The following is a 23,710-nucleotide window of genomic DNA, read 5'->3' on the forward strand; positions in this document are numbered from 1 at the left end:
AAGGCCATGGATACGATGTCGAGATCCACGACCGCGCCGACCGCCCCTTGGGGCCGGGTGCGGCGCAGCCGGTACCTGGCGGACCGCGCCCTGAAGGCGATCTGCATTCTCTTCACCTGCCTCGGCGTCTTCGTGCTGGGCTGGATTCTCCTGATGCTCCTTTATCAAGGCATCAGCGCCCTGCGGCCGGAGGTGTTCACGAACACCACGCCCGGCCCGATGACGCAAGGCGGCGGCATCGCCAATGCCATCGCCGGCAGCTTCATCCTGACCTTTCTGGGCATCGTCGTCGCGACCCCGGTCGGAGTGCTGGCGGGCACCTATCTGGCCGAGTACGGCAGAGGCTCGAAACTCGCGGAGGTGATCCGCTTCGTGAACGACATTCTTCTGGCGGCGCCGAGCATCCTGATCGGCCTCTTCGTCTACACCCTGATGGTTCAGCCCATGGGTGGATATTCGGGTTGGGCTGGAGGTGTGGCGCTGGCCATCATCGCCGTCCCGGTCATCGTCCGCACCACGGAGGATATGCTGCGCATCGTGCCCGGCTCCCTGCGGGAGGCGGGGGCGGCTCTCGGAGCGCCGATGTCGAAGGTCATCACGAAGATCACGTGGCGCGCCGCACGGGCCGGTATGATCACCGGCATCCTCCTGGCGACAGCCCGCATCGCGGGCGAGACGGCTCCGTTGCTCTTCACGGCGCTCAACAACAATTTTTGGTTCCGGGCCGATCTCATGGGCGGTGTCGCGAACCTGCCGGTCATGATCTACCAGTACGCGCTCTCGCCCTACCAGAACTGGCGTGAGCTCGCATGGGCCGGCGCCCTCGTCATCACGCTCACGATCCTGGCGCTCTCCATTGTGGCGCGCCTGCTCTTCAGGAAGGATGTCGCCCGATGAGTTCGATTGCCCTCGACACGAGCAGCGCCATCGGAAAGTCCACGGCCAACACGGCCGCGCCGGTCCGCATCGCCGTTCGCGATCTCAACTTCTATTATGGCGATTTCCGCAGCCTGAAGGACATATCGATCGACTTCTACGATCGGCAGGTGACGGCCCTGATCGGCCCCTCCGGCTGCGGGAAGTCGACCCTGCTGCGGACCTTCAATCGCATCTACAGCCTCTACCCCGAGCAGCGCGCCGAGGGCGAGATCCTGCTCGACGGACAAAACGTTCTCTCGCCCTCCATCGATGTGAACGAGCTGCGGGCGCGCGTCGGCATGGTGTTCCAGAAGCCGACGCCGTTCCCGATGTCGATCTACGACAACATCGCCTTCGGCATTCGCCTTTACGAGAATCTGCCGCGCTCCGAGCTCGATGGGCGTGTCGAGGAGGCACTGCGCAAGGCGGCGCTCTGGGACGAGGTGAAGGACAAGCTGCGCCAGTCCGGCATGGGTCTCTCCGGCGGGCAGCAGCAGCGCCTGTGCATCGCGCGCACGATCGCGCAGCAGCCCGAGGTGATCCTGCTGGATGAGCCGACCTCGGCGCTGGACCCGATCTCGACCGGCAAGATCGAAGAGCTGATCGAGCATCTGCGGACCGAGTTCACGATCGTGATCGTAACGCACAACATGCAGCAGGCCGCGCGCATCTCGCAGTTCACCGCCTTCATGTATCTCGGCGAGCTGGTGGAGTTCGGGCCGACGAACAAGATGTTCATGACTCCCACCAAGAAACAAACCCAGGACTACATCACGGGCCGCTTCGGCTGAACGAAGCGCCTGAAAGGAGGCTTCCCATGGCGGAGCATATCGTCAGCTCCTACGACAACGATCTTCAGGGTCTCCGTCGGCGGATCACCGAGATGGGCGGCATCGCCGAGAAGATGCTCGTCGATTCCATCGCAGCCCTGGTCCGTCACGACAAGGCTCTCGCCCAGTCCGTCATCGCGTCCGACAGCCGCCTCGACGTGCTTCAGCGCGAGGTCGAGGAGAGCGCCATCCTGACGATCGCGCGGCGCCAGCCGCTCGCGGTCGATCTCCGCGAAACCATTTCGGCCATCCGGGTTTCGGGCGACGTGGAGCGCATCGGCGACCTGGCGAAGAACATCGCCAAGCGGGCCCTTGCCATCGGCGAGGAGTTCCAGCCGCAGAAGATTGTTCTCGGGCTCCAGCACATGAGCGATCTCGTGCTGGGCCAGCTCAAGGACGTGCTCGACGCCTATACGCAGCAGGATACCGCAAAGGCCGTCGACGTCTGGAAGCGGGACGGCGCCATCGACGCTCTCTATACGTCGCTGTTCCGGGAGCTTCTCACCTATATGATGGAAGATCCGCGCAACATCTCCTTCTGCACCCATCTCCTGTTCTGCGCCAAGAACATCGAGCGCATCGGCGACCACACGACGAACATCGCCGAGACCGTGCATTATCTGGTGCTCGGCGAGAACCTTGCCATCGATCGGCCGAAGAACGACCGTTCCATCGACGCGACGGTCAACACGGGAGCGTGACCATGGGGCCTCGCGTTCTGATCGTCGAGGATGAGGAGCCGTTGACGCTTCTCCTGCGCTACAACCTGGAGGCTGAAGGCTACGAGGTCGACAGCGTCTCTCGCGGCGACGAGGCGGAGATCCGCCTGCGCGAGCAGGTGCCGGACATCGTCCTGCTGGACTGGATGCTCCCGGGCCTGTCGGGGATCGAACTCTGCCGGCGCATCCGGGTCCGCCCGGAAACCGAGCGCCTTCCGGTGATCATGCTGACGGCGCGGGGCGAGGAGGGGGACCGCATCCGCGGCCTCTCGACCGGCGCTGACGACTACATCGTCAAGCCGTTTTCGGTTCCCGAACTGCTCGCCCGGGTCCGAGCGCTCCTGCGCCGGACGAAGCCGGCGCATATCGCGACGCTCCTGATCGCCGGCGATATGGAGCTCGACCGCGAAACGCACCGGGTGCGGCGCGCCGGGAAGGATCTCCATCTCGGTCCCACGGAGTTCCGCCTCCTCGAGTTCCTGATGCAGAGCCCCGGGCGCGTCTTCAGCCGCGAGCACCTTCTCAATGCGGTCTGGGGGCATGACGTCTATATCGACGAGCGCACCGTCGACGTGCATGTGGGCCGGCTGCGCAAGGCGATCAATCTGCCCCGACAGCCGGATCCGATCCGGACCGTGCGAGGCGCGGGCTACTCGTTCGACGAGACCTTCGCCCGTGACGAGCAGGTCCAGAAAATGAATGCCTGAAGGCAGGTGCCGGACGAAAAAAGGCCGCGCCAAGCATCCTTGGCGCGGCCTTTCTTGTTGTCTGGGTAGGGTTTGCCCCGCCGATCAGGCGCGGGCGAGCTTCCGCTCACGCTTGCGGTCGGCGACCGGCTGATAGGCGATGCGGGCATGATGGGTGCAGTAGGGCAGACCCGTGATGGAGCGGGCGCCGCAGAAGCGGAATTCGGGCTTGGTCGGGTCGCCCATGGGCCAGCGGCACATGGACTCGCGCAGATCCATGATGGTCACGCGCTCCGACATCGGGATAGCAACCTCCTGCTCGGCCGGAACCTCGGCCGTCTCCTCGACCATCGGCACCGGCGGAAGGGGAGCCACGAGCACATTGCCGCGCTCGGCCTGCATGATCGGAGCCGGAGCGCTCGGGGTGCGGGCGGGCTTGCGGGGACGCTGGGTTGCGGGAGCTACCTTGTCCTTGGCCCGGCCCGAGAGCCCGAGACGATGAACCTTGCCGATCACCGCATTGCGGGTCACGTTGCCGAGTTCCGCCGCGATCTGGCTTGCGCTCAAGCCGTCGGACCAGAGCTTCTTGAGAAGCTCGACCCGCTCATCCGTCCAAGTTGCGCCCGCATCTATCATTTTTTTCCCGCCTCCATCGGGGCCGTCTTGAGCAGGGCGAATCCCTTATGCCCCGCGGACAGAGGTTCTATGTCCGACCGCGTTGCAAGGATCGCTCCTGAGGGTGAAAGCCGCCGCACGAAACGTCGTACTCGACGGCTCTGAAGTTACTAGATGGGTGGACTCGGGCGCAAGAGTCCCCGGACAGGCCCTGTCGTTTTCCCCAGGGAACTGGTCCGAAGCCCAAATCCCAACGTGATGGCTTACATCATTTCTCTTGAATTGACAGGGTCTCAGGCCTCGTTAGAATCCGCTCCGTGCCGCCCCGCTTGGGCGGCGCTTTCTTTTTCGGACCCGGGTGCGACCTTGGGTCCCTAAGGCGGAGACGACCCGTGACATCGCCATTGCTGCAGACCTATGCACGCGCCGATCTATCCTTCGAAAAGGGGGAGGGGCCCTGGCTCATCGGCCGAGATGGCGAGCGATATCTGGATTTCGGCGCCGGCATCGCCGTGAACGCCCTGGGCCATGCCCACCCCCATCTGGTGAAGGCTCTGACGGAGCAGGCGGCCAAGCTTTGGCACACCTCCAACCTCTACCAGATCCCGGAGGGCGAGAGGCTGGCCAAGCGCTTGGTGGAAAACACCTTCGCGGATGTGGTGTTCTTTTCGAACTCGGGCGCCGAGGCCAACGAGGCCGCCATCAAGATGGCCCGGAAGTACCATGCGTCGAAGGGGCACCCGGAGCGGTTCCGCATCATCACCTTCGAGGGCGCCTTCCATGGCCGGACGCTGGCCACGATCGCGGCGGGCGGCCAGGCCAAGTACCTGGAGGGCTTCGGGCCCAAGGTCGAGGGATTCGATCAGGTTCCCTTCGACAACCTGGAGGCCCTGAAGGCCGCCATCGGACCGGAGACGGCTGCGATCATGATCGAGCCGATCCAGGGCGAGGGCGGCATCCGGCCTGTTCCCAACCCCTTCATGCGCGAGCTTCGCGGCTTGTGCGACGCCCACGGCCTGCTCCTGATCTTCGACGAGATCCAGACCGGCGTCGGCCGGACCGGCAAGCTTTTCGCCTATGAATGGACGGGCGTGACCCCCGACATCATGGCGGTTGCCAAGGGCATCGGCGGCGGCTTCCCCATGGGCGCCTGCCTCGCCACCGCCGAGGCGGCCAGCGGCATGACCGTCGGCTCCCACGGCACGACCTTCGGCGGCAACCCGCTCGCCATGGCGGTCGGGAACGCGGTGCTCGACGTGATCCTTGCGCCCAGCTTCCTCGAACGGGTGGAGCGGGTCGGCCTCCTGCTGAAGCAGCGCCTGGCAGAACTCAAGGACCGGCACCCGGCCGTCATCTCGGACGTGCGTGGCCTGGGCCTCATGATGGGCCTGCGCACGAACGTCCCGAACACGGATTTCATCGCGGCCGCCCGGGCCCAGAAGATCATCCTGATCGCGGCTGGCGACAACGTGACTCGCCTCCTGCCGCCGCTGATCATCAGCGATGAGGACGTGGCCGAGGCCATGAACCGCCTGGATGCCGCCTGCACGGCCATCGAAACCGAGCTGAAAGCCACCGCCCAGCGGGGAGCCGCAGAATGAAGACCCGCCACTTCCTCGATCTCAGCGACCTGACGGCCGCGGAGATCCGCCATGTCCTGAATGTCGGCTCTGCGATCAAGGCACGCCGCCGCCGTGGCGAAAAGGCGAAGGACAGGCCTCTCGAAGGCAAGGTCCTGGCCATGGTGTTCGACAAGCCGTCGACCCGCACCCGCGTATCCTTCGATGTGGGCATGCGGGAGCTCGGCGGCGAGACGTTGATGCTCACGGGCAAGGAGATGCAGCTCGGGCGCGGCGAGACCATTGCCGACACGGCCCGGGTCCTTTCGCGCTACGTCGACGCCATCATGATCCGCACCCTCGACCACGCGATGGTGACGGAGCTAGCCGAGTACGCCACGATTCCGGTCATCAACGGCCTCACCAAGATGACGCATCCCTGCCAGATCATGGCCGATGTGATGACATTCGAGGAGCATCGCGGCTCGATCAAGGGCAAGACGGTGGCCTGGACGGGTGATGCGAACAACGTGCTCGCCTCCTGGGTCCACGCTGCCGCAAGGCTCGAATTCACCCTGAAGATCGCGTCGCCGCCGGAACTCGCTCCGCGTCCCGAGCTTTTGTCTTGGGCGAGAAAAGAAGGAGCGGAGATCGTCGTGACGACCGATGCCTTTGAAGCCGCGGAAGGAGCCCATGCGGTCGTGACCGATTGCTGGGTTTCCATGGGCGACGAGGACGAGTTCCGCCGCCACAATTTGCTCAAGCCCTACCAGGTCAACAGCAAGCTCATGGGCGTGGCCCAGGAGGACGCCATCTTCATGCACTGCCTGCCGGCGCATCGCGGCGAGGAGGTGACGGACGAGATCATGGACGGCCCGCGTTCGGTCGTCTTCGACGAGGCCGAGAACCGGCTTCATGCACAGAAAGGCATCCTGGCGTGGTGCCTGGGAGCGGCAGACGCATGAGTTCAACCCCGTTCGAAGGCCAAGACGACGTCGTTCTGCCCTTCGCGGTCGAGCCCCTCGACGTGCGCGGGCGCATCGTGCGTCTCGGCGTCTCGGTGGATGCGATCCTCTCCCGACATGCCTATCCTGCACCGGTTTCGCGCGTCCTCGGCGAGGCCGCTGCCCTGACGGTCCTGCTGGGATCGTCGCTCAAGTTCGAGGGGCGCTTCCAGCTCCAGACCAAGACCGACGGTCCCATCGAGATGATCGTCGTCGATTTCGATGCGCCCGACCGCCTGCGCGCTATGGCGCGCTTCGACAAGGACAAGCTCGAAGCGCTCGGTTTCGGACCTCTCAAGACCGGCGACCTCGTCGGATCCGGCTATCTGGCGATGACCATTGACCAGGGCAGCGAGCGCAGCCGCTATCAGGGCTTGGTGGCGTTGGAAGGACAGGACTTCCAGGAAGCGGCGCACCAGTATTTCCGCCAGTCGGAGCAGATCCCGACGCAGGTTCGCCTCGCCGTGGCCGAGCAGTTCGAAGACGGTCGTCACACCTATCGGGCCGGCGGGCTGATGATCCAGTTCCTACCCTCGTCGCCCGAGCGGATGCGTCAGGCGGATCTTGCGCCCGGCGACATTCCGGAGGGCCATCCGTCCAACGACCTGGCCGGGCCGACGGAGGACGATGCCTGGGTCGAGGCGAAAATGCTCATGGCAACGGTGGAGGACCACGAACTCGTCGATCCTGCCGTTTCAAGCGAGCGGCTTCTCTATCGCCTGTTCCACGAGCGGGGCGTGCGGGTGTTCGATGCGCAGCACGTGCACGAGGAGTGCCGGTGCTCGCAGACGCGCGTCATGTCGATGATGCGCAGGTTCTCGGCCGATGATCGCCACCACATGGTCGGCGACAACGGCCGCATCGGCATCACGTGCGAGTTCTGCTCGCGCTTCTACGACCTCGACCCCGCGGATGTGGAGGCCGAGATCGCCAACACGGGAGAATCCGCTTAAGAGCTCGCGCAGGTCGCGGCGAGGCGACGCATGAAGGCGGCGCCCGCCTCGATCTGTTCCAGGGTGATGTACTCGTCGGGCTGATGAGCCTGGTTGATCGAGCCCGGTCCGCACACGACCGTCGGGATTCCCGCAGCCTGATAATGTCCTGCCTCCGTGCCGAACGGCACAGTCTGGGTCTGATTGCGATTGGCGAGGCGCAGGGCCAACGTCTCCGCGGCAGAGCCAGTTTCCGGCGCAAGGCCCGGAACCGCCACCTCCAACTTCGTCTCGACGCGGCCGAACTCGCCGAAGCGGTTGAGGCGCTTAAGAGCGACCTCCTGAACGAACCGGTCGAGCCGCTGCGGAATCTCCTGCGGGTCGAGGCTCGGCAGGCCGCGGAACTCCCAGTGGAAGGAGCAGGTCTTCGCCATGATGTTGCGCGCCGTTCCGCCGTTGATCACGCCCACATGCACGGTGGTGTATGGCGGGTCGAAGCGTCCGCTTGGATCGCCGCGCTCCATCATCTCGTCGGCAATGCGGTTCAGTTCCGCGATCATGTCGGCTGCGGTCATGACTGCGCTCGCGCCGAGATACGGCTTCGAGGAATGTGCCTCGAAGCCATGCACGGTGGTGTTGAAGGTCACGACGCTCTTGTGTGCGTCCACCACCTCGAGGCTCGTCGGCTCACCGACGATCGCGGCCTTCGGCATGGGAAGATCGTGGCCGAGGCGGCGGATGCCATCGATGACTCCGAGGCAGGTGGTCTCCTCGTCATAGGAGAGCATGATGTTGATCGGAGTCTTGAGATTGGCCGCCTGGAACTCGGGAATGAGGGCCAGCGCCAGCGCATCGAACGCCTTCATGTCCACCGCGCCGCGCCCGTAGGCCCGTCCGTTCTCGACGCGCAGCGTGAACGGATCCGTCGTCCAGGACTGGCCCGTGACCGGAACCACGTCCGTGTGGCCCGACAGAACCACGCCGCCACGATCCTGCGGTCCCACGGTGGCATAGATTGCGGCTTTGTCGCCGGTCTCGTTGGGCAGCCGGATGTAAGGAACATTCCAGCTCTGCAGATAGCTCTCGACGAACTCCACGAGCGGAAGGTTCGAGTTCGACGTGACCGTATCGAAGGACACGAGCTTTGCCAGCATTTCGAGCGGCGTCAGCCGCTGACCTTGGACAGACATTCAGACCTCAGTGCAACACGCGTTTGGCTTGTGGGATGTCGAGGGAGAAGGCGGGAATCTCGGCCTCGAAGGTTTCGCCGTCCGCGGTCTCCATGACGTAGTTGCCTTGCATGGTCCCGCTCGGCGTCGCGAGCGGGCAGCCGCTCGTGTAGCTGTAGCTCTCGCCGGGGCCGAGCACCGGCTGTTCGCCGACGACGCCGGCGCCGCGCACTTCCTGTATCTGGCCGTGGCCGTCGACGATCTTCCAATAGCGGGCTTTCAGCTGCACGCGATGCAGGCTCGTGTTGATGATTTCGACCGTATAGGCGAAAAAATAGCGGCCTTCGTCGGGCGAAGACTCCTCCGGCATGTAGCGGGGCGTCACCATCACGCTGATGCCGCGGGTTACTGCCTTGTACATCGAGCTCCCTCGTAGGGGTGGCGCTGGAATGGACCGTCAAGGTCGTGGTAAGGCGGCCGAGCGGTCCCGTCAATCGACGGGGCGGGAGAACGGTCATGCTCGACGGCTGGGCGCGGCGGATCATCGATCCGCCTCTGAACAGGATGGGGTGCAGCCTCGCCAGGCGGGGAGCCTCGGCCGACGCGGTCACGGTTCTTGGGCTTTCCTTGGGTCTCGCGGCCGCCGCGGCAATCGTCCTCGGGGTGGACCTGCCGGCCCTTGTCCTGTTCGCAGCGAACCGCATCCTCGACGGCCTCGATGGAGCGGTCGCCCGGGCATCGAGCCGGTCGGATCGCGGTGGCTTCCTCGACATCGTCTGCGACTTCGCCGTTTATGGCGCTGTCCCGCTTGCCTTCGCGCTGCGGGAGCCCGGAGTGTCTGCTGTGCCGGCCGCGGTCCTGCTTCTGTCCTTCTACGTCAACGGAGCAAGCTTCCTGGCCTTCGCGGCCGTGGCGGCGAAGCGGGGCCTGGACACGAAAGTCCACGGCATCAAATCGATCTACTTCTCGGCAGGCCTCATGGAGGGCACGGAGACCATCCTGTTCTTCGTCCTCATGATGCTCGCGCCGGGCTGGTTCCCGGTCCTGGCCTATGCCTTTGCGGGCCTGACCTTCATGAGCGCGCTCGCACGGGTGACGGTGGCCTGGCACGCCTTTCGGGACGAAGACGAGGGAAAGTCTTGAGAATTCCGTAACATTCCTTAGACATAGTGCCTCGCTTGAACCTGGAAGAGGGCGGAGACCCGTCGGAGAAGCTATGGTTGCGTTGAAAGACGGGATTCAGTCGGCTGATGCCATCATGCGCCTCGCGGACGCGGGCGTGATCAGGCCCGAGACGCCCTTTGCGGCCGATCAGGTGCAGCCTGCGAGCCTCGATCTGAGATTGGGCCGGCGGGCCTACCGGGTGCGCGCCAGCTTTCTCCCGGGGCGCAACCACACGGTCCAGGACCGTCTCACCCAGCTCAGCTTCCATGAGATCGACCTGAGCATCGGGGCTATTCTGGAGACCGGCAGCGTCTATATCGCCGAACTGCAGGAAAGCCTCGCCTTACCGGACGACGTTTCGGCGGCGGCCAACCCGAAGAGCTCGACGGGCCGCATCGACGTGTTCACCCGCGTCATCACGGATCGCAGCCAGGAATTCGACACCATCGGAGCGGGCTATCATGGGCCGCTCTATGCCGAGATATCGCCACGCACCTTTCCAGTTCTGGTCCGGACCGGAACCCGTCTGTCCCAGCTCCGGCTGCGGAAGGGCGAGGTGCGCCTCTCCGATGCGGAGCTTCATGATCTTCACCAGCGCGAGAAGGTCGTGACCTCCGCGGAGCCGTCGATCCAGGACGGCGTCGCCGTCAGCGTCGACTTGGCCGGGTTCGGGCAGGACCGGCTTATCGGCTATCGCGCCAAGCGGCACACCGGGCTTGTCGATGTCGACAAGCCGGCATCGTGCCGGATCGCCGATTTCTGGGAGCCGCTCTACGCAGACGATAGCCGCACCCTGATCCTCGATCCGGGCCAGTTCTACATCCTGGCGTCCAAGGAGGCGGTTCACGTGCCGCCCGATTATGCGGCCGAGATGGTGCCCTTCGACCCGCTCGTGGGCGAATTCCGGGTCCATTATGCCGGCTTCTTCGATCCCGGCTTCGGCCATGCCGAAGCGGGAGGGGAGGGGGCCCGCGCGGTGCTCGAGGTAAGGTCCCGCGATGTACCCTTCATCCTCGAGGACGGCCAGATCGTGGGCCGGCTTGTCTACGAGCGGATGGCGGAGCGGCCCCAGGTTCTCTACGGCGCCGGAGCTGGATCGAACTACCAGGCTCAGGGCCTGAAGCTCTCGAAGCACTTCAGGTAAACTGTCGCGGCAGGCCCGGCGGGCCCGCCGCCTGCTCATTCTCCCGGCAAGGTCTGACGGTCCAGCAGGTTGCGCTCCACCGTGCGCAGGTGCGTGCGCATGGCCGCTGCCGCTCCGTTCATGTCACGGTTCTCGATCGCATCCACGATCGCTTGGTGCTCGGCGAAGCTGTGGTGGTCCGGGCTGGGCTTCACAGGGTTCGAGCGGAGCCGGCCCCAGGTGACGGCGCGGCGCAGGGCGTTGAGGGTGTCGAACAGGCCCAGCAGCGGAATGTTCTGCGCCGCCTCCGCGATGGTGCGATGGAGCCGATGGTCCCAGTTCTCGTACTGGCGCCAAGTCGCGGCCTCGCGCGTGCGCGCCTGACAGGCCCGCATCTCTGCGATTTGCATGGGCGTGGCAGTCAATGCCGCAGCGCGGGCGATCTCCGGCTCCATGATCAGCCGAGCGCGCATCACCTCCGCCGGATTGGTTCTCCGGGCCAGCGCGGTGAGATCCGCGAAGGTGTCGATCGGCCTCGAGCCGACGAAGGTGCCCTTGCCGACATGGCGCCAGATCTGCCCCTCGGCCTCCAGGGTGCCGAGCGCCTTGCGGAGCTCCGTCCGGGAGACCCCGAGGGCTTCGGACAAGTCCCGCTCGGGTGGCAGACGTCCGTCGTCGGGCAGTTCCGCCTGGGCAAGGTAGGCACGCAGCTGCGTGACCGTTCCCCGATCAGAACTCGTCTCGCTCAGAATCGACATCAGCAAAGATCCAAACCAATCCAATATTGGTTGAACATATGAAACACTGTGTAGAGGGCGTCAAGAGCCTTCCTGGTTGACATGGTGTGCAACCTATATGTAACCATTGCGTCATTGGTTGCGAATAACGCGGCCGCGAAGGAGGGTGGGGCAACCACCCGGGGGCTTGAGGGAGATGGAAATGTTCAAAGGGTTCGCATGTCTAAAGGCGGGTGCCGCGGCTCTCGCCATCAGCGCCGCGTTCATCGCTTCGGCCGAGGCCAAGGTCCGGGTCGCGTTCGGCGACATCGCCAGCGTTGAATCCCTGCACCTGCTCACCGCCCTCGAGCGGGCGAAGGAGAAGGGCGTCGATATCGAGGTCACCTACCTGAAGTCCGAGGACATTGCTGCGCAGGCCGTGGTGGGCGGTCAGGCCGATATCGGCGTCGGCGGTCCCTACGCGCTCGTCCAGAAGGTCAAGGCGCCGGTCCGGATGTTCCTCCAACTCTCGACGCTGCGCTTCTACCCGGCCGTCAACAGCGAGCACTACAAGACCTGGAAGGACCTGAACGGTCAGGAGGTCGCGGTGCATTCGCGCGGCTCGGGCACCGAGGCCATCATGAAGCTGATGGAACAGCGCCAGGGCATCAAGTTCTCCAAGATCAGCTACATCCCGGGATCGGAAGTCCGCACGGGCGCCCTGCTGCAGGGCAACGTGAAGGCCACCATCGTCGATTCGGCCGGACGCCGTCTGCTGGAGACCCAGGCTCCCGGCAAGTTCATCATCCTGCCGCTCGAAGGCGTCAACGCCACGGACGAGGCGCTCTTCGCCAATCAGCAGTTCCTCGAGAAGAATGCGGCCGATGTGGACAAGATCGTCGAGTCGATCCTCACCACCTGGCGCGAAGTCACGGCCAATCCGGCGGTCGTGGCCGAGTGGCGCACCAAGTACAAGCTGCTGCCCGATCTGCCGGCCTCCCAGACCGCCGAGATCGTCCCATACTTCACGGAGCTTGCGAAGGCCAAGGCTTTCCCGGTCAATGGCGGCGGGGCTGCCGCGGCCAAGGACGACTTCGCCTTCTATACCCTGTCCGGGCAGCTCACGGGCGAGCCGGCGAGCCTCAAGGTCGAGGATTTCTGGGATACCCGCTCCCTGGATCGCGTCCTGTCCAAAGTCGGAACGATGTGAGGTGGGCGGTATGATGGCCTCCACCCAAGCGGACACACGAGTGAACGGCCCCGCGCGGGCCGTCCATTCGCCGGCGGGCCTGAGCCTGGGCCTTGGCCGCCTGTTCCTGCGGTATCCCATCCTTTCGCGGGTGGTGTCCCTGGGACTGTTCTTCCTGGCATGGGAGATCGCCGGGCGCGTCCCGATCAGCTACGCGTTCCCGACCTTCTTCGACACGGCCTATGCGTTCGGGACCATGATCGCAGACGGCAGTCTCATCTCGGCCTATGGATCGACCCTGCAGCCCCTGGTGATCGGGATTGCCATCTCGGGCGTCGTCGGAATCGTCCTCGGCATCGTGATGGGCCTGTCCCGGATGGCCGAGTGGCTCGTGGCGCCCCTGTTCATCGTCCTGCAGTCGGCTCCCATGGCCGCGCTGATCCCGCTCATCACCTTCGTGTACGGCATCGGGCTGGCGGCGAAGACGCTCGCCGTCATCATGCTGGCCCTGCCGGTGATCGTGCTCAACGGCTACAAGGCCGTGCGCAACGCCAATCCGTCATTGGTCGCCATGTGCTACTCGTTCCAGGGGACGCGGCTGCAGCAGATCACCAAAGTCATCATCCCGGATGCCAGCCCGGTCATCTTCGCGGGCCTTCGGCTTGGCCTCGCGGCGGGCTTCATCGGCGTGATCCTGGCCGAACTGCTCATCACGCCGACGGGGATCGGCGATCTCATCACCTATCACCGCTCCGTGGCGAACTATGCCGAGATGTATGCTGCGGTGGTTTCCATCATCCTGGTCTCGACCGTGACCCTTGCGGCCCTTGAAGCCTTCGAGGTTCGCGTACTGCGTCCGGAAAAGAGGAGGGGCTGACATGACGATGTCCGATGCCGTGTTCAACATCGAGAAGGACGTGCCCGCTGATGCCGTGGTCGAGGTCCGGGGTATCTGCAAGAAGTACGGAGAGGTCGAAGCCCTGCGCAACATCGATCTCGACTTTCCCCGCGGCAAGCTGACGACGCTTCTCGGCCCGTCAGGCTGCGGCAAGACCACTCTGCTCAAGATCATCGCGGGCCTCATCGAGCCGTCAGCCGGCGAGGTGCGGGTGAACGGCCGCCCGGTGACGGGACCCGGCCCCGAACGCGCCTTCGTGTTCCAGGACTTCGCGCTGATGCCGTGGGCAACCGTGATGCGCAACGTCGCCTTCGGCCTGGAGCTGAAGGGCATGGGCAAGGCGGAGCGCCAGTCGATCGCGGCCAAGTACATCGCCGAGGTAGGTCTCTCGGGCTTCGAGGACAAATACCCGCACGAACTCTCCGGCGGCATGCGCCAGCGCGTGGGCCTTGCCCGTGCCTTTGCGGTCAATGCGGAGGTCCTGCTCCTCGACGAGCCCTTCTCGGCCGTCGACGAGCAGAACAGGCGCAAGTTCCAGGAAGACCTGCTGCGCCTCGTCGAGAAGGAGCGCAAGACGTTCATCTTCGTGACGCACAGCATCGAAGAGGCCGTGTATGTCTCCGATCGGATCGTGCTCCTGTCCCGACGTCCCGGACGGGTGTCGCAGATCATCGAGCCCAAGATCGACCGCACGGCTTCTCCCGACGCGATCCGCCGCGACCAGGGCTACCTCGATACCGTCGAGGAGATCTGGCAAGGCCTCAAGCACTACGTGGATTGAGGAGGCTGCCATGACTCTCTTCGGGTATCGGGTGCCGATGATGGCATCCCTCATCGTCTGGTGCATCCTTTGGGAGCTGGTCGGCCAGTCCGGGGCCATGTTCCTGGTGCCGCCGCTGTCCAGCGTCCTGGCCGCGGCCGTGACGATGGTGCAGACGCAGACATGGCAGGCGGCGGCGCTGATCACGCTCCACAGCTTCGTGGTCGGCATGGCCTTCGCCATCGTGGTCGGCGTCACCCTGGGCGTGCTGATGGGGCGCTTCAAGGCGGTCGACGACCTCTTCGGGATCTGGGTCAACATCTTCGTGAGCGCACCGCTCTCGGCCCTGGTCCCGGTGCTGATGATTCTGTTCGGCATGGGGGAGACGACCGTCGTCGTCACCGTCTTCCTCTTCGCGGTCTGGATCATCGTTCTGGACACGCGAGCCGGCATCCGTCATGTGCCGAACTCGCTCATCGAGATGGGGCGCAGCTACGGCGCCTCGACTTTCGCCCTCTACAGCAAGATCGTTCTCCTTGCGGCCCTCCCGGAAATCCTCGCGGGGATTCGACTGGGGCTGGTCCGCGGCGTAAAGGGCGTGGTGATCGGCCAGCTTCTGGTTTCGATCATCGGATATGGCGAGCTGTTCGAACTCTATTCGCGCAGCTTCGACATGGAGAACTTCTGGGCTTTGACGATCATCCTCTTCGCTGCGGCGATGCTGATGTCGGCGGCCATCGAACACATCGAGAAAAAAGTCGATTACTACGCAGGAGTAAGATGATGAATGCGCCTATCTCCATGGCCGGCTACGTTGTGCAGCCGCTGCCGGTTCCCACCCTGCCGGTGCAGGGCAGCGACAAGCTGTTCCCGATCCATCGGGTCTATTGCGTGGGGCGCAACTATGCCGAGCATGCGATCGAGATGGGGCACGACCCCTCCAAGGAGCCGCCCTTCTTCTTCCAGAAGAACCCCGACAATATCGTCACCGACGGCAATTTTCCCTATCCGAGCAAGAGCTCCGACGTTCACCACGAGATCGAGATGGTCGTGGCACTCGGCAAGGGCGGCTCCAATATCCCGGTCGAAAGCGCCCTCGAACACGTGTTCGGTTACGGCGTCGGCCTCGACATGACCCGCCGCGACCTTCAGGGCGAGGCGAAGAAGCTGGGTCGTCCGTGGGAGGTCGGCAAGGCGTTCGAGGCTTCGGCTCCCTGCGGCCCGCTGGTGCCCGCGAGCGAGATCGGCCACCCGGCCGAGGGTGAGGTCTCGCTGAAGGTGAACGGCGAGGTCCGCCAGACGGGCGACCTCAATCAGCTGATCTGGAAGGTGCCGGAGATGATCTCCTACCTGTCCGGTCTGTTCACTCTCCAGCCGGGCGACATCATCATGACCGGAACCCCCGCCGGCGTCGGCGCGGTCGTCCGTGGCGACGTGCTCGAAGGCTATGTCGAGGGTGTCGGCAGGATCGAGGTCCGGGTGGTCTGATCCGAAACGGAAATTATGGGGCGCTAGCGGCGCTCCCATCGAAAGGGCCGCGCATGATGCGCGGCCCTTTTGCCGTCCGGGGAGGTCAGGCCCGCCGCGCAGGCGCCTTGGCATTCACCTCGGCCTTCCGTCGCTTGGCGCGGCGCGAGAGCATGTTGAGACCCTCGATGAGAGCCGAGAAGGCCATGGCGGCGTAGATGTAGCCCTTCGGCACATGGGCCCCGAAGCCCTCGGCGATCAGGGTCATGCCGATCATCAGAAGGAAGCCGAGGGCGAGCATCACCACTGTCGGGTTGTTGTGGATGAAGGTGGCGAGCGGGTTTGCGGCCAGCAGCATCACGGTCACTGCAACCACCACCGCGATCACCATGATCATGACCACGTCGGTCATGCCGACCGCCGTAATGATGCTGTCGAGGGAAAAGACGAGATCGAGCAGCAGGATCTGCGTGATCGCGGCCCCGAAGGTCATGGTGGCTTTCGCCGTGTCGAACACATCGTCGGATGGCGACGGGTCGACGTTGTGATGGATCTCCTTGGTGGCCTTCCAGACCAGGAAGAGACCACCGCCGATCAGGATCAGGTCGCGCCAGGAGAAGGCGTGCCCGAACAGGGTGAAGATCGGCTCCGTCAGGGTGACGATGATCGCGATGGTGCCAAGAAGCCCCAGACGGAGGATCAGGGCCAATCCGATGCCGATGCGGCGCGCCTTCGACCGCTGGTGCTCCGGCAGCTTGTTGGTGAGGATCGAGATGAAGATGAGGTTGTCGATGCCGAGCACCACCTCCATCACCACGAGGGTTGCCAGTGCGACGAGAGCCGTCGGATCAGAGATCCAAGAGAAGTCCATGTGTTGTTCCTTTGGCGTGGCCGCTGCGTAAGAGCGAACGACACCTCATTGCTAAAAGAGAAGCCAAAGCTGGTTGAAGAAAGCGGTCACGCCTGCCACGATCGCCGAGGAGATGGCGGCGAGGATCAGCAGGCTGCCGGCCGCCACGACCCAGCCGAGCAGTGCCGCCACCCCATCGCGTTCGAGGATGGCGAGTGCGAAGGCTGAGATGGCGAGGGCCGGCGGAATATTTCCGAAGGGAATCGGAAGAAACAGAATGATCGCCAGAAGGAGGCAGAGCGCCCCGACGATCCTCTCAGCCGCCGGGCTCAGCAGACCGGTCAGGCGGGGCTTCAGGTAGCGCTCGGAGCGCTGGAGAAGCGGCGTCAACTTCGATGTCAGGGTGGAGAAGGCGTCACGCGGGATCCCGCGCTCGCAAATCACCTTCGGCATCCAAAGAGAGGGCCGCCCCATCATCAACTGGGCGGTCACGAACAGGAGCGGCGCCCCGAGGACGGCAGACGTGCCGGGCGGCAACGGCAGGATGTTCGGCGCCGCGAACATCAGCATCAGGGCGCCGAAGGCCTTGTCTCCGAACGCGTTCAGAACGTCCGCGACGCTGATCGAGGACGACGGGCGGGACGCCAGATCCTCGAGAACTTCGGAGAACCGTCGCCGCGATCCATTCGCGCCCTCGTCTGGCGGTGCAATCTCAAGGGAGCCTGCAGGTTCGGACATCGATGGTGTCTCGGGGTAACGGCTAACGATACTCTGGCACACGCTGCTCAGACGCGAAAGACCGGCCGCCCGGGGCAGGGGGGCAGCCGGTCTGCCGCAGCGGATTTCGCCACCTTCAGCGTGATCGCCGCCGATGGCCTCTCCCGCAGGCCTTACTCTTCCCGCTGGCCGGTCAGGCTGAGCAGCAGCTGGAAGAGGTTGACGAAGTTGAGATAGAGGGAGAGGGCGCCGAAGACGGCCATCTTGGTGTTCGTCTCGTGCCCATGCGCTTCGGCATACTGCTCCTTGATCGACTGCGTGTCATAGGCGGTCAGTCCCGTGAACACGAGGACGCCGATGATCGAGATCGCGAACTGCAGTGCGCTCGAGCCGATGAACAGATTCACGAGCGATGCGATCACGATGCCGATCAGGCCCATGATGAGGAAAGAGCCGAACTTCGAAAGGTCGCGCTTGGTCGTGTAGCCGAAGAGGCTTGTGGCGCCGAACATCGCGGCCGTGATGAAGAACGTGCGGGCGATGCTGGTTCCGGTGAAGACGAGGAACACCGAGGCGAGCGACAGCCCCATCACGGCGCAGAAAGCCCAGAAGGCCATCTGGGCAGTCGCCGCCGTCATCGTGCTCATCCGGAAGGAAAAGAAGAACACGAAAGCCAGCGGGGCCAGCATCACGACCCATTTGAGCGGGGTCTGAAAGATCGGAACATAGAGTGCGGGCGTCGAGGCGACCACGAAGGCCACCAGGCCGGTCAGAACCAGGCCGATGCCCATGTAGTTGTAGACGCGCAGCATGTGCTGGCGTAGGCCCTCGTCGAAGATGGCGCCGCTCGCGCGGGTCGTGGCGGTCTGCCAGGCATAGGGTGTATTCATCGAATGGTCCTTCTGATGCGGGTTATTGAAGGTTAGGGGCGAGCGCCAGCGCCACGCGTTTCATGGCGCTCTCGCTCGCCGTTCCGGTGAGTGCGTACGCCAATTGCCCGGTCTGCCAGTAGACCGCGCTTGTCGTGTCGAAGCGCGCCGTCGTCGGGGCGATCACGTGGAAGGCCGAGACCTGGGCGGCGAAGAGCGACAGGCGGCCGAGATTCTTCGTCTCGATGACCATCTCGACGCTGTGGCCGTCCCGTGACGGGAAAACCTGGACGTCGACGACGCGCCAGTCCTTCGGCAGCGGCGGCAGCTCGATTCCCGTCGCGCCGACGATCTCGGCGCGGTCGTAGTTGGCCGCGACGGGTTGCGACGCCATGCTGGCGCGAATGAGGGCTGTGTTGTGCGAATGGAGTGCATCCTCGACGAAGGCGGGCAGCTTCGGGGACGCGGCGCTGTCCGCGATTTCGAAGAGCCCGACCTGTGAGTGAGCGAACCAGCCCAAGCCGACGAGCGTGACCACGGCTGCCACCCGGCGCAGCTTCAGGCCGAGTTCACGCCACGCGAGGCCACGCTCGAGACGACCGGCCGCCTCGAACATCGCCTCCGGCGGACGAGGAAGATCGTCCGCCATGGAAAGCCGCAAGGCGTCCCGGATCTTCAGATCGGCCATGACCTGCGCGGCAGCTTCGGGATTGCGTGCCAGATAATCCTCGATCTCGATCCGGCGGGCGACGTCGACCTGATCGTCGACATAGGCCAGGAGATCGGTTTCGGTAATGGGGCTACTCACGGGAGCCTCCTACGATGCGGAGGTTGGGACGGAACTTGCCCGAGACGGCTCCCGGCAACTCGTGGCCGGCCTCGAAGGCGCGCAGCGCCGCGCGTGCGCGCCCGAGGCGCGACATCAGGGTGCCGATCGGAATATCGAGGGTGGCGGCAGCCTCCTGATAGGAGAGGCCCTCGATGGCCACGAGGTGGAGGGCGGCCCGCTGTTCGTCGGGCAGCCCGAGAAACGCCTGCTGGACCTGCTGGAGCCTGACCCGGGCCTCCTGGTCGGCTGGAGCCGAAGCCTCGATCTGCTCCGCCAGATGCTGGGTCCGGCGCGCTTCCGCTGCGTGACGCCGCCGGTCGTCGATGAAGGTATTGTGGAGGATGGAGAGAAGCCAGCCCCGCAGGTTGCCGTCCGGACGGAACGTGCCGCGCCGCTCATACGCGCGAACAAGGGCGTCCTGAACCAGGTCCTCCGCCTGACTTTCGTCACGCGTCAGCGACCTGGCATAGCGCCGCAAAGGGCCCAGCAGACCAATCACGTCCATGCGTTTGCCGTCTCTCATGCTTCGTATACGGAGAGATCGGGCGGGTTAATCCGTCGCTCGTGCTCTTTTTTGAGGCCGGGAGATCGTGCGCCCCGAAAGCCTCTCTGCCCCTAGCGACGCTCGATCACCGTATACTCGACCTCGATCACCTCGCCCTGGGCAGACCTCTGAGGCTGACGCGGCGTTTGGCGCTGAGCCTTGCGAAGGCGGTGCCGGACGTAGAAATGCAGCGCGATGCCGGCAACGAGGGCGATCGGAAGCAGGACGGCGAGCGTGAAGAACGCAAAGGCCACGACGGCAAGACCGGCAAGGACCAGGAGAATCATCCTGATCGGCGAGCCCCAGAGCGGATAGAGTTTGTACATGGCCTTCTAAATAATGATGTTCGCGGCGATTGTCGCTTCCCTCGCGATGTGTTGATGACGTGCCCCTTCTGCAAGAGGGCTCGACGCCGGCATATGCGCCGCCATGTGTGAGACACCGCCTGCGCGAGTTGGGCGACCGGGAGACCTTATGCCGTACCTCACAAGAATTTTTCTGCTCATTGCAATATTCATGCTGCCGACTTCCATGGCCGCGGCGCAGGCCCGGGAGCCTCTCTGCCGCACCGTTTCCCATCGGGGAGGGGAGTTTGCCGTTTGCACGGTCGATCTGCGGCAGCATCAGGTCAGGCTGTTCTGGCGCGGTGCCGATGGGCAGGCATTCGGATCGTTCAGCCGTCTGCTGGATTCTCCCGAAGGGGCGGGGCTCGTCTTCGCCATGAACGCAGGGATGTACGACGAGGCGCTCGCGCCTGTCGGACTCTATGTGGAGGGCGCGCAGGAAATGAAGCGCGTGAACACGGCTGCGGGACCCGGCAACTTCCACATGAAGCCGAACGGCATCTTCTATGTGAGGGGGCAGCAGGCAGGTGTCATGGAAACGGGCCGCTATGTGCGTCAGAAGGTTAGGGCGGACTTCGCCACCCAGTCGGGGCCGATGCTGGTCATCGACGGCAAGATCCACCCCAAGATCTCGGAGCAGGGCACGTCCCGCAAGATTCGCAACGGCGTCGGCGTCCGAGGCCGGAATGTCGCCGTCTTCGCCATTTCCAACCAGCCGGTGACGTTTCATGAGTTCGCGAGCCTGTTCAGGGATGAGCTTGGATGTTCCAATGCGCTGTTCCTCGATGGCAGCATCTCAAGCCTCTATTCGCCCGAGTTGAACCGGCGGGACGGTCTACTCCCTTTGGGCCCCATCATCGGCATCCTGCCGCGCCGTTGAGGCGGCCTGCCGATCCCCGGGCTTGACGAACCGCCCTGAAGGCGTTGTAAGGTTGCGACATCGCGGGTGTAGTTCAGAGGTAGAACGTCAGCTTCCCAAGCTGAATGTCGTGGGTTCGATTCCCATCGCCCGCTCCAACTTTCCTGGAATTTACGTGGATCTGTCGCGTCGGCTCCTCGAGCCGGCCTTGACGACTGGAAGAGCCGGGTTTCCGGTCAGGCTTTCCCTCACCGGGCTGTCGTCCGTGATCCGGGCGGCCGGAAGGCGGGGAGCCGAAGCGGCCTTGAAGGAGCAGGCGGTCAGTGGCTGGCGTGGCGGAGAAGATGAAGGTTGTCACCCATAGCGGACAGTTCCACGCCGATGACGTCTTCGCGTTCGCGGTCCTGCAGACTGCCTTGGGGGACATCGATCTCGTCCGCAGCCGCGACGCGCAGGTGATCGCGCAGGCCGATCTGGTCTTCGACGTCGGCGGTATCTACGACGCCGACCGCCGCCGCTACGACCACCACATGCGGGACTTGCCGCGGCGCCCCGATGGGACTCCCTATAGCTCCGTGGGGCTGATCTGGCGGGATTTCGGCCGGGCTGCTCTCCCGGGCCTGGTGCCGGGAATCGGCGATGAGGCGATCGGTGCCGTCTGGCAGACCATCGACGAGGAGCTGATCCTGCTCATCGATCAGGCCGACAATGGCATCGGTCCCGCCGGGCCGGGCCATCTGGCGCTGCTGATCGAGGCCTTTAATCCGGCGTGGGACAGCCTGCAGACCTATGACGAAGCCTTCCGGGAGGCCGCCGAGACCGCAAAGGGGATCCTGAGCCGCGCCTGCCGTCAGGCGCTTGCGTCGGAGCGTGCCGCCGCAATGGTGCTGGCCGCGGCCAAGCAGTCTCCGGATCGGCGCATCATCGTGCTCGATCGCAAGCTTCCATGGGAGAAGGCGGTCTACGAGGGTAATTTAAACGAGGCGCTGTTCGTCATCTATCCGAGCGAGGATCGAGGTGCCTGGTACTGCCGGGCTATCCCCCCCGAGCCGAGCTCGTTCGGCCAGCGTTTGTCCCTTCCGGAGGCGTGGCGAGGCCTTCAAGACAAGGCCTTTTCGGAGGCCGCCGGCATTACGGACGGGGTGTTCTGCCATCCCAGCGGCTTCATCTGTGGCGCCCGCTCCAGGGAATCCGCAATCGGCCTTGCGGCTCAGGCCATCGCCTTGGCGCAGGGGTAGGCCGGTCGGGAAGACCGAAGCGACGCCAAGCCTTGGCCAGGCCGGAGCTTCTTCGACGCTTGCGCTGGATCAATGATCGGCCTTCGGGGCTGCTGCACTCTTGTCGGACACGACGGAGGCGCTCTCATGACTTTGGCATCGATGATCAGGCAGTGGCAGGAAAGGCGGGTGGTGGCGCGCGAATGGGAGGCTCTGGACGCCAGCGAGCGGCAGGCCCTTGCCCGCGATATCGGGGTTTCCGAGGAGTTGCTGAGCAACTTAGCGGCACGCGGACCTGACGCTGCCGCAGAACTGCCCCGCCTCATGGCTGCTCTTTCCCTTGATCCGCGTGCGATAGAGCTTGAACAGCCAGCCCTCATGCGGGACATGACGCTCGTCTGCTCCGAATGCATGGAGAAGGCGCGCTGCCGCCAGGAACTTGTCCGCGAGCAGGCTCCGGCCGCTTACGCAGAGTACTGTCTTAACGCGGAGACCCTTCGGGATATGCGGAAAGGGCCAGCTGCTTCTGCGTGACGCCTTCTTACGGCCTCCCGGTAGCGGCCCCAGGGTGGAGGAGTCTGAGCATGCGTCGCGTCCAACTCTGCCTCGGCTACGGCAGCATCGCGTTGGCCGCTCTAGGCGTCTTCCTGCCGCTCCTGCCGACCACTCCCTTTCTGCTGCTGGCGGTTTGGTGCTTCGCCCGTTCCAATCCCGCCACAGCCGACCGGCTCTATGCTCATCCCTCGTTCGGGCCCCTGCTGACGACGTGGCGCGATCAAAGGGCAATCTCCCGCCGGTCCAAGGGCCTGGCTCTGACAATGCTCGCCTCCTCGTTCGGAGCGACCGTCTGGCTGAGCAATGGCCCGGTCGTACCTGCCATTGCGGGCCTCAGCATGGGGAGTGTCGCGCTCTACCTCGTCACGCGCCCGATCCCACGCGCTTGCGAATGCTCGAACCCGACGAAAGTCGCAAAAGGAAGTTGACAAACCAATCCGCAATGGACATATCCGCAGCCCCGCCGGGTTCCACTCCAGGCGAGCTTCATCCCCAGATCCAACCGACCCTGCCGGCTTCCGGAAGGTTCGTTGCGTGGCTCGGGGAAACGTCGGAGCGCCCCGCGCTCCGACGACGGCATGAGCCGGACCCGAAGTGTTCGAGGTCACGCAATGGCTCCTCTGACGAACAAATTGGCGGCCGTTTCCAGTCAACTACTGGTATTGGCCAAGAAGAACCGTAGAAACACCTCGTTTCTGCGGTCGTTCGTGCTTGCCTATGAAGAATCGATGCAGAAAAATACTCGTTCTGCGGAAGAAAAAATCGAAAAGGGTGTTGACGGTACGGAACGACTACTGTAGACACTCATTCATCGGCGGCGGGCCACTGAGTGGTTCGAAGCCGGCCTCGAAGAGGAAAGGGTCGCTGACCAAGACCGCTTTGAGGGTTGATCGCCTCTCTCGAAAATAACGCGATGAGGCGCTTGACACTGGGGATTGATGAACTTATATCGGGTTCATCGGCGGCGCGGTTCTGATGGGCTTTGCGCTGAGATCTCCTACGGACAAGCTGACTTCCTTTCTCGGAGTTTCCGGGTGGGGTTTCTGCTGGTCCGGCGAATTTTCGTCTCCTGGTGAGGCGGTTGCTCTTTGACAAGTGAAGACGAGAGAGAGAAGCGCAGGCGGCGGTGTCCTTGCGGACGGTCCTTCGGGGCTGTTTTGAGAGACATCGACCAGAT

At 64.3% G+C, this 23,710-nt stretch carries 29 protein-coding genes and 1 tRNA gene; 20 read left to right on the forward strand and 10 right to left on the reverse strand.

All coding sequences use genetic code 11. From position 1 onward, the window contains the following. Positions 1 to 6 precede the first annotated feature (6 nt). Genes pstA through phoB form a run of 4 tightly spaced genes read left to right on the forward strand, consistent with a single transcriptional unit; the run spans position 7 to position 3,174 of the window. Positions 7 to 897: a phosphate ABC transporter permease PstA gene (pstA, locus tag DES45_RS18855; protein ID WP_114771568.1), complete on the forward strand. Its 891-nt coding sequence runs from the start codon at positions 7 to 9 to the stop codon at positions 895 to 897. Continuing rightward, positions 894 to 1,709, forward strand: a complete 816-nt coding sequence (pstB, locus tag DES45_RS18860; protein WP_114771569.1) for a phosphate ABC transporter ATP-binding protein PstB — start codon at positions 894 to 896, stop codon at positions 1,707 to 1,709. Before pstA ends, pstB begins: the two co-directional genes overlap by 4 nt. Before the next feature lie 26 nt (positions 1,710 to 1,735). After that, positions 1,736 to 2,449 (forward strand): phosphate signaling complex protein PhoU, encoded by a 714-nt coding sequence (gene phoU / locus DES45_RS18865; protein WP_114771570.1) that lies wholly within the window; start codon positions 1,736 to 1,738, stop codon positions 2,447 to 2,449. A 2-nt stretch (positions 2,450 to 2,451) separates the two neighbouring features. Continuing rightward, on the forward strand, positions 2,452 to 3,174 hold the full coding sequence (gene phoB, locus DES45_RS18870) for a phosphate regulon transcriptional regulator PhoB (RefSeq protein ID WP_114771571.1): 723 nt from the start codon (positions 2,452 to 2,454) through the stop codon (positions 3,172 to 3,174). Between the two features lie 84 nt (positions 3,175 to 3,258). Here phoB and DES45_RS18875 read toward each other — a convergent pair whose 3' ends face one another. Continuing rightward, positions 3,259 to 3,789 (reverse strand): GcrA family cell cycle regulator, encoded by a 531-nt coding sequence (locus DES45_RS18875; protein WP_114771572.1) that lies wholly within the window; start codon positions 3,787 to 3,789, stop codon positions 3,259 to 3,261. A 371-nt stretch (positions 3,790 to 4,160) separates the two neighbouring features. Between DES45_RS18875 and DES45_RS18880 the strand changes: the two genes are divergently transcribed. Genes DES45_RS18880 through DES45_RS18890 form a run of 3 tightly spaced genes read left to right on the forward strand, consistent with a single transcriptional unit; the run spans position 4,161 to position 7,284 of the window. Continuing rightward, positions 4,161 to 5,369 carry an aspartate aminotransferase family protein gene (locus tag DES45_RS18880; RefSeq protein ID WP_114771573.1) on the forward strand — a complete coding sequence of 403 codons (1,209 nt, stop codon included), beginning with the start codon at positions 4,161 to 4,163 and terminating at the stop codon, positions 5,367 to 5,369. Beyond that, positions 5,366 to 6,292, forward strand: coding sequence for an ornithine carbamoyltransferase (argF, locus tag DES45_RS18885; protein WP_114771574.1), 927 nt, complete (start codon positions 5,366 to 5,368; stop codon positions 6,290 to 6,292). Before DES45_RS18880 ends, argF begins: the two co-directional genes overlap by 4 nt. After that, positions 6,289 to 7,284 (forward strand): Hsp33 family molecular chaperone, encoded by a 996-nt coding sequence (locus tag DES45_RS18890; RefSeq protein ID WP_114771575.1) that lies wholly within the window; start codon positions 6,289 to 6,291, stop codon positions 7,282 to 7,284. Before argF ends, DES45_RS18890 begins: the two co-directional genes overlap by 4 nt. On the opposite strand, the gene argE is transcribed toward DES45_RS18890, so the two are convergent. Beyond that, on the reverse strand, positions 7,281 to 8,453 hold the full coding sequence (gene argE, locus DES45_RS18895; RefSeq protein WP_114771576.1) for an acetylornithine deacetylase: 1,173 nt from the start codon (positions 8,451 to 8,453) through the stop codon (positions 7,281 to 7,283). The genes DES45_RS18890 and argE overlap by 4 nt on opposite strands. Before the next feature lie 7 nt (positions 8,454 to 8,460). After that, complete coding sequence (apaG, locus tag DES45_RS18900; RefSeq protein ID WP_114771577.1) at positions 8,461 to 8,853, reverse strand: Co2+/Mg2+ efflux protein ApaG; 393 nt, start codon at positions 8,851 to 8,853, stop codon at positions 8,461 to 8,463. Positions 8,854 to 8,948: 95 nt separating this feature from the next. Between apaG and DES45_RS18905 the strand changes: the two genes are divergently transcribed. Next, positions 8,949 to 9,575 (forward strand): CDP-alcohol phosphatidyltransferase family protein, encoded by a 627-nt coding sequence (locus DES45_RS18905; protein WP_114771578.1) that lies wholly within the window; start codon positions 8,949 to 8,951, stop codon positions 9,573 to 9,575. A 73-nt stretch (positions 9,576 to 9,648) separates the two neighbouring features. Beyond that, positions 9,649 to 10,740 (forward strand): 2'-deoxycytidine 5'-triphosphate deaminase, encoded by a 1,092-nt coding sequence (locus DES45_RS18910; RefSeq protein WP_114771579.1) that lies wholly within the window; start codon positions 9,649 to 9,651, stop codon positions 10,738 to 10,740. 35 nt (positions 10,741 to 10,775) lie between these two features. On the opposite strand, the gene DES45_RS18915 is transcribed toward DES45_RS18910, so the two are convergent. Continuing rightward, positions 10,776 to 11,477 carry a FadR/GntR family transcriptional regulator gene (locus tag DES45_RS18915; protein ID WP_114771580.1) on the reverse strand — a complete coding sequence of 234 codons (702 nt, stop codon included), beginning with the start codon at positions 11,475 to 11,477 and terminating at the stop codon, positions 10,776 to 10,778. A 175-nt stretch (positions 11,478 to 11,652) separates the two neighbouring features. Between DES45_RS18915 and DES45_RS18925 the strand changes: the two genes are divergently transcribed. Genes DES45_RS18925 through DES45_RS18945 form a run of 5 tightly spaced genes read left to right on the forward strand, consistent with a single transcriptional unit; the run spans position 11,653 to position 15,770 of the window. Continuing rightward, the gene (locus DES45_RS18925; RefSeq protein WP_425374294.1) at positions 11,653 to 12,645 is read left to right on the forward strand and encodes an ABC transporter substrate-binding protein; all 993 of its coding nucleotides are present in this window, start codon (positions 11,653 to 11,655) and stop codon (positions 12,643 to 12,645) included. A 13-nt stretch (positions 12,646 to 12,658) separates the two neighbouring features. Beyond that, positions 12,659 to 13,501: an ABC transporter permease gene (locus DES45_RS18930; RefSeq protein ID WP_425374297.1), complete on the forward strand. Its 843-nt coding sequence runs from the start codon at positions 12,659 to 12,661 to the stop codon at positions 13,499 to 13,501. 1 nt (position 13,502) lies between these two features. After that, entirely contained in the window at positions 13,503 to 14,303 is an 801-nt protein-coding gene (locus tag DES45_RS18935) for an ABC transporter ATP-binding protein (RefSeq protein WP_114771583.1), read from the forward strand. A gap of 10 nt (positions 14,304 to 14,313) precedes the next feature. Beyond that, on the forward strand, positions 14,314 to 15,066 hold the full coding sequence (locus DES45_RS18940; RefSeq protein ID WP_114771584.1) for an ABC transporter permease: 753 nt from the start codon (positions 14,314 to 14,316) through the stop codon (positions 15,064 to 15,066). Beyond that, a complete protein-coding gene (locus DES45_RS18945; RefSeq protein WP_114771622.1) occupies positions 15,066 to 15,770 on the forward strand; it encodes a fumarylacetoacetate hydrolase family protein in 705 nt (234 codons plus the stop codon). Before DES45_RS18940 ends, DES45_RS18945 begins: the two co-directional genes overlap by 1 nt. A gap of 85 nt (positions 15,771 to 15,855) precedes the next feature. Here the strand turns inward: DES45_RS18945 and DES45_RS18950 are convergent, their stop codons facing one another. From DES45_RS18950 to DES45_RS18975, 6 genes are all read right to left on the reverse strand, one after another. After that, positions 15,856 to 16,620: a TerC family protein gene (locus tag DES45_RS18950; RefSeq protein ID WP_114771585.1), complete on the reverse strand. Its 765-nt coding sequence runs from the start codon at positions 16,618 to 16,620 to the stop codon at positions 15,856 to 15,858. Positions 16,621 to 16,671: 51 nt separating this feature from the next. After that, positions 16,672 to 17,337 carry an exopolysaccharide biosynthesis protein gene (locus tag DES45_RS18955; protein ID WP_114771586.1) on the reverse strand — a complete coding sequence of 222 codons (666 nt, stop codon included), beginning with the start codon at positions 17,335 to 17,337 and terminating at the stop codon, positions 16,672 to 16,674. 152 nt (positions 17,338 to 17,489) lie between these two features. Beyond that, positions 17,490 to 18,206, reverse strand: coding sequence for a Bax inhibitor-1/YccA family protein (locus DES45_RS18960; protein WP_114771587.1), 717 nt, complete (start codon positions 18,204 to 18,206; stop codon positions 17,490 to 17,492). Positions 18,207 to 18,228: 22 nt separating this feature from the next. Continuing rightward, positions 18,229 to 18,993, reverse strand: a complete 765-nt coding sequence (locus DES45_RS18965; protein WP_114771588.1) for an anti-sigma factor family protein — start codon at positions 18,991 to 18,993, stop codon at positions 18,229 to 18,231. After that, positions 18,986 to 19,537, reverse strand: a complete 552-nt coding sequence (locus DES45_RS18970) for a sigma-70 family RNA polymerase sigma factor (protein WP_114771589.1) — start codon at positions 19,535 to 19,537, stop codon at positions 18,986 to 18,988. The genes DES45_RS18965 and DES45_RS18970 overlap by 8 nt, the downstream gene beginning before the upstream one ends. A 92-nt stretch (positions 19,538 to 19,629) precedes the next feature. Further along, positions 19,630 to 19,884, reverse strand: a complete 255-nt coding sequence (locus DES45_RS18975) for a hypothetical protein (RefSeq protein ID WP_114771590.1) — start codon at positions 19,882 to 19,884, stop codon at positions 19,630 to 19,632. Between the two features lie 205 nt (positions 19,885 to 20,089). Here DES45_RS18975 and DES45_RS18980 point away from each other — a divergent pair, with 205 nt between their 5' ends. The 6 genes from DES45_RS18980 to DES45_RS25415 all read left to right on the forward strand — a co-directional run bounded on the left by DES45_RS18980 (position 20,090) and on the right by DES45_RS25415 (position 23,333). Continuing rightward, on the forward strand, positions 20,090 to 20,782 hold the full coding sequence (locus tag DES45_RS18980; protein ID WP_245571796.1) for a phosphodiester glycosidase family protein: 693 nt from the start codon (positions 20,090 to 20,092) through the stop codon (positions 20,780 to 20,782). Positions 20,783 to 20,844: 62 nt separating this feature from the next. After that, positions 20,845 to 20,919 (forward strand) — tRNA-Gly (locus DES45_RS18985). A 165-nt stretch (positions 20,920 to 21,084) separates the two neighbouring features. Next, positions 21,085 to 21,999 carry an MYG1 family protein gene (locus tag DES45_RS18990; protein WP_210210236.1) on the forward strand — a complete coding sequence of 305 codons (915 nt, stop codon included), beginning with the start codon at positions 21,085 to 21,087 and terminating at the stop codon, positions 21,997 to 21,999. A 126-nt stretch (positions 22,000 to 22,125) separates the two neighbouring features. Then, the gene (locus DES45_RS18995; protein ID WP_114771592.1) at positions 22,126 to 22,512 is read left to right on the forward strand and encodes a DUF6455 family protein; all 387 of its coding nucleotides are present in this window, start codon (positions 22,126 to 22,128) and stop codon (positions 22,510 to 22,512) included. A gap of 50 nt (positions 22,513 to 22,562) precedes the next feature. Beyond that, positions 22,563 to 22,961, forward strand: coding sequence for a YbaN family protein (locus DES45_RS19000; RefSeq protein ID WP_114771593.1), 399 nt, complete (start codon positions 22,563 to 22,565; stop codon positions 22,959 to 22,961). A 183-nt stretch (positions 22,962 to 23,144) separates the two neighbouring features. Beyond that, positions 23,145 to 23,333 (forward strand): hypothetical protein, encoded by a 189-nt coding sequence (locus tag DES45_RS25415; RefSeq protein ID WP_147282449.1) that lies wholly within the window; start codon positions 23,145 to 23,147, stop codon positions 23,331 to 23,333. Positions 23,334 to 23,710 lie beyond the last annotated feature (377 nt).

It is taken from the genome of Microvirga subterranea (genome assembly GCF_003350535.1).
GTDB lineage: Bacteria > Pseudomonadota > Alphaproteobacteria > Rhizobiales > Beijerinckiaceae > Microvirga > Microvirga subterranea.

Coding starts and splice junctions, on each gene's coding strand:
- DES45_RS18905 (WP_114771578.1), top strand. CDS start 8,949: ATGCTCGACGGCTGGGCGCGGCGGATCATCGATCCGCCTCTGAACAGG.
- DES45_RS18975 (WP_114771590.1), bottom strand. CDS start 19,884: ATGTACAAACTCTATCCGCTCTGGGGCTCGCCGATCAGGATGATTCTC.
- DES45_RS18970 (WP_114771589.1), bottom strand. CDS start 19,537: ATGAGAGACGGCAAACGCATGGACGTGATTGGTCTGCTGGGCCCTTTG.
- DES45_RS18930 (WP_425374297.1), top strand. CDS start 12,659: ATGGCCTCCACCCAAGCGGACACACGAGTGAACGGCCCCGCGCGGGCC.
- argE (WP_114771576.1), bottom strand. CDS start 8,453: ATGTCTGTCCAAGGTCAGCGGCTGACGCCGCTCGAAATGCTGGCAAAG.
- phoB (WP_114771571.1), top strand. CDS start 2,452: ATGGGGCCTCGCGTTCTGATCGTCGAGGATGAGGAGCCGTTGACGCTT.
- DES45_RS18890 (WP_114771575.1), top strand. CDS start 6,289: ATGAGTTCAACCCCGTTCGAAGGCCAAGACGACGTCGTTCTGCCCTTC.
- DES45_RS25415 (WP_147282449.1), top strand. CDS start 23,145: ATGGCTCCTCTGACGAACAAATTGGCGGCCGTTTCCAGTCAACTACTG.
- DES45_RS18955 (WP_114771586.1), bottom strand. CDS start 17,337: ATGTCCGAACCTGCAGGCTCCCTTGAGATTGCACCGCCAGACGAGGGC.
- DES45_RS18940 (WP_114771584.1), top strand. CDS start 14,314: ATGACTCTCTTCGGGTATCGGGTGCCGATGATGGCATCCCTCATCGTC.
- DES45_RS18980 (WP_245571796.1), top strand. CDS start 20,090: ATGGCCGCGGCGCAGGCCCGGGAGCCTCTCTGCCGCACCGTTTCCCAT.
- DES45_RS18950 (WP_114771585.1), bottom strand. CDS start 16,620: ATGGACTTCTCTTGGATCTCTGATCCGACGGCTCTCGTCGCACTGGCA.
- DES45_RS18915 (WP_114771580.1), bottom strand. CDS start 11,477: ATGTCGATTCTGAGCGAGACGAGTTCTGATCGGGGAACGGTCACGCAG.
- DES45_RS18960 (WP_114771587.1), bottom strand. CDS start 18,206: ATGAATACACCCTATGCCTGGCAGACCGCCACGACCCGCGCGAGCGGC.
- apaG (WP_114771577.1), bottom strand. CDS start 8,853: ATGTACAAGGCAGTAACCCGCGGCATCAGCGTGATGGTGACGCCCCGC.
- DES45_RS18995 (WP_114771592.1), top strand. CDS start 22,126: ATGACTTTGGCATCGATGATCAGGCAGTGGCAGGAAAGGCGGGTGGTG.
- pstA (WP_114771568.1), top strand. CDS start 7: ATGGATACGATGTCGAGATCCACGACCGCGCCGACCGCCCCTTGGGGC.
- DES45_RS18910 (WP_114771579.1), top strand. CDS start 9,649: ATGGTTGCGTTGAAAGACGGGATTCAGTCGGCTGATGCCATCATGCGC.
- argF (WP_114771574.1), top strand. CDS start 5,366: ATGAAGACCCGCCACTTCCTCGATCTCAGCGACCTGACGGCCGCGGAG.
- pstB (WP_114771569.1), top strand. CDS start 894: ATGAGTTCGATTGCCCTCGACACGAGCAGCGCCATCGGAAAGTCCACG.
- DES45_RS18875 (WP_114771572.1), bottom strand. CDS start 3,789: ATGATAGATGCGGGCGCAACTTGGACGGATGAGCGGGTCGAGCTTCTC.
- DES45_RS18935 (WP_114771583.1), top strand. CDS start 13,503: ATGACGATGTCCGATGCCGTGTTCAACATCGAGAAGGACGTGCCCGCT.
- phoU (WP_114771570.1), top strand. CDS start 1,736: ATGGCGGAGCATATCGTCAGCTCCTACGACAACGATCTTCAGGGTCTC.
- DES45_RS18945 (WP_114771622.1), top strand. CDS start 15,066: ATGAATGCGCCTATCTCCATGGCCGGCTACGTTGTGCAGCCGCTGCCG.
- DES45_RS19000 (WP_114771593.1), top strand. CDS start 22,563: ATGCGTCGCGTCCAACTCTGCCTCGGCTACGGCAGCATCGCGTTGGCC.
- DES45_RS18925 (WP_425374294.1), top strand. CDS start 11,653: ATGGAAATGTTCAAAGGGTTCGCATGTCTAAAGGCGGGTGCCGCGGCT.